This window comes from Microbacterium sp. B24 (assembly GCF_000333415.1).
In the GTDB taxonomy this organism is placed as follows: domain Bacteria; phylum Actinomycetota; class Actinomycetes; order Actinomycetales; family Microbacteriaceae; genus Microbacterium.
In genome coordinates this window covers 1-2,731 of sequence record NZ_BADB01000051.1, presented here as the reverse complement: position 1 = coordinate 2,731, position 2,731 = coordinate 1, and the positions used below count along the sequence as shown (strand labels likewise).

The 2,731-nt window shown below is 68.7% G+C and carries 3 protein-coding genes; 2 read left to right on the top strand and 1 reads right to left on the bottom strand.

Annotated elements, in window-relative coordinates; translation table 11 throughout:
• Both I5I_RS01165 and I5I_RS01160 read left to right on the top strand, forming a co-directional pair.
• On the top strand, window positions 1-595 hold a 595-nt coding region (locus I5I_RS01165; RefSeq protein ID WP_036315399.1), incomplete at its 5' end, for an AAA family ATPase.
• Between the two features lie 4 nt (window positions 596-599).
• Window positions 600-1,163, top strand: a complete 564-nt coding sequence (locus I5I_RS01160; protein ID WP_239498587.1) for a hypothetical protein — start codon at window positions 600-602, stop codon at window positions 1,161-1,163.
• Window positions 1,164-1,212: 49 nt separating this feature from the next.
• Here I5I_RS01160 and I5I_RS01155 read toward each other — a convergent pair.
• On the bottom strand, window positions 1,213-2,731 hold a 1,519-nt coding region (locus tag I5I_RS01155), incomplete at its 5' end, for a M3 family metallopeptidase (protein WP_036315389.1).

Sequence of the window (2,731 nt, the reverse complement as noted above, 5' to 3'; positions counted from 1 at the left end):
CGCGTCCGTGCCTCCGCAAGGCGGTCGTAAGCACCCGCACCAGGAGTTCATCCAGATCGACACCACCAACGTCCTGTTCATCGTCGCGGGGGCCTTCGCCGGTCTCGAGGACATCATCTCGGCGCGTGTCGGCAAGCACGGCATCGGGTTCGGGGCACCCCTGCACCGAAAGTCGGAAGATCTGAACCTCTTCGGCGAGGTGCAGCCCGAAGACCTTCACAAGTTCGGCCTGATCCCCGAGTTCATCGGTCGACTGCCCGTCGTGACCTCCGTGGCGCCGCTCGACCAGGCCGCGCTCATCGAGATCCTCACCGGGCCGAAGAACGCGTTCGTGAAGCAGTATCAGCGCATGTTCGAACTCGACGGTGCAGAGCTGGAGTTCGAGGACGATGCGCTTCGCGCGATCGCCGACCTCGCCGTGGCGCGCAAGACCGGCGCGCGCGGCCTCCGCGCCATCCTCGAGGACGTCCTCGGTCCCATCATGTTCGACATCCCCTCCACCGACGACGTCGCCAAGGTCATCGTGACCCGCGCAGCCGTGACTGAAGGAGCTTCGCCGACCCTCGTGCTGGAGCACAAGCGCAAGAGCGCCTGACGCGGTGTCAGCGCCGAACACGTCACCCGAGCAGCCCTCCAAGGCCGTTCGCGTGCTCCGCGTCACCGTCGCGATCGTGATGGCCACCCTCATCCTCGTCGGTGTCGGAGCCGTCACCTTCATGCACGCCTTCGGCCCGCGCGACGGAGAATCGATCGCGCATGCGCGCGTCGACATGGCGGCACGCGAGCTGCAACGGCGGGTGAACCAGCCGGGCCCGGGTGTGGATGCACAGACGCTCGCCGCCGCCGAGTTCATCGGGACGGTCGGGGGAGCAGACGTCCACGCGTATTCGTGGCGCGGGTCGACGTCCGATCCCGACGGGGCACGCATCGACGTCCGCCTGCGCGTGAGCGTCCAACCGCAACCGTCCCGCGAACTCTTCCAGCCCGGTGTCGCCGCAGGAAGCGCCACGGAGTGCTTCCGATTCCACGTGCGGCAGGGTCGCTCGTCCTATCGGCCGATCGAATGCCCCGCCTCGATTCCGTCCTCGACGCCGACCCTCCCCGCGTCCGCGGCCCCCTCGCCGTCAGCGACGCCCCTTCCGATTCCCTCGGCGACACCCTGAGCGAGGCAGCGGGAGGTGGCGCCATCGCACACCGCCTCCCGCCCGCTCGTCAGCTTCCGAGTCCTCGCCGCACCAGCAGAGGCGCGATGTCGGCATCCCGCCCGCGGAAGTCACGGTACGCCTCCAACGGGTCCTTCGAGCCGCCCACTCCGAGCACGCGGTCGCGGAAGCGATCGCCACCGGCGCGGGTCAGGCCCCCGTTCTCCGCGAACCACTCGACCGTGTCGGCGTCGAGCACTTCGCTCCAGATGTACGAGTAGTAGCCCGCGCTGTAGCCGCCCGAGAACACGTGAGCGAAGTAGGTGGACGAGTACCGCGTCGGCACGACCGGATTGTGCAGACCGATGTCCGCCAGCGCCGCTGCCTCGAACGCGGCGACGTCCGTCACCGCACCGGCCTCCTCGACGTTCACGCCGTGCCATGCCTGGTCGAGCCACGCCGCGGCCAGGTACTCACTCGTGGCGAACCCCTGGTTGAAGGCTTCGGAGGCGTGCAGGCGGGCGACGACGTCGGCGGGCAACGGCTCGCCGGTGTCGATGTGCCGAGCATACGAGGAGAGCACCTCCGGCCAGAGGATCCACATCTCGTTCACCTGACTCGGGAACTCCACGAAGTCGCGGAAGACCGCGGTGCCGGCGAAGTGCGGGAAGGTCACCGTCGCGAACAGACCGTGCAGCGCGTGCCCGAACTCGTGGAACATCGTCGTGACCTCGTCGAGCGTCAGGAGCGTCGGCTTGCCGGCCGCCGGCTTGGGCACGTTGAGGTTGTTCACGACGATCGAACGCGTACCGCGCAGGTGCGACTGCGTCACGATGGAGTTCATCCATGCCCCGCCGCGCTTGGTGTCGCGCGTGTAGAGGTCGAAGAGGAACAGGCCGAGCGCGGATCCGTCGGCGTTGTGCACTTCGAAGACGCGCACGTCGGGGTGGTAGGCGGGAAGATCGGGACGTTCGGTGAACGTGATGCCGTACAGCGAGGTCGCGGCGAAGAAGACCCCGTCGACGAGCACCCGCTCCGCCTCGAACCAGGGCCGCAGTGCCGTGCGATCCACGGCATACTCCGCTTCGCGCACACGCTCGGTATAGAACGCCCAGTCGTGCGCTTCGAGCGGAAACGACTCGGGCTCAGCGTCCACCATCGCCTGCAGCGCCGCCTGCTCCGCACGCGCGTTGGCCGCCGCCGGTGCAGCGAGCTGCCGCAACAGCGCACGGACGGCCTCGGGAGAGCCGGCCGTCTCGTCGCTGGTCACATAGGCGGCGTGGTTCTCGTATCCGAGGAGCGCAGCCCGCTGCGCACGCAGGCGCACGATCTGACGCAGCACGTCGCGATTGTCGTTCGCGTTGCCGCGCGAGCCACGCGATCGCGAGGCCGCGAGCAGACGTCGGCGGCTCTCGCGGCGCGTGAGGCTCGACAGGTACGGATGCCCGGTGAAGAGCGTGAGCGTCACGACGTAGCGCCCCTCGAGTCCGCGGTCCGCGGCATTCTGCGCGGCGGCCGACAACTCACCGTCCGTCAGGCCGTCGAGCTCGTCCGCGGAGTCGAAGACGACGGCGAGGTCGTTCGGTCCG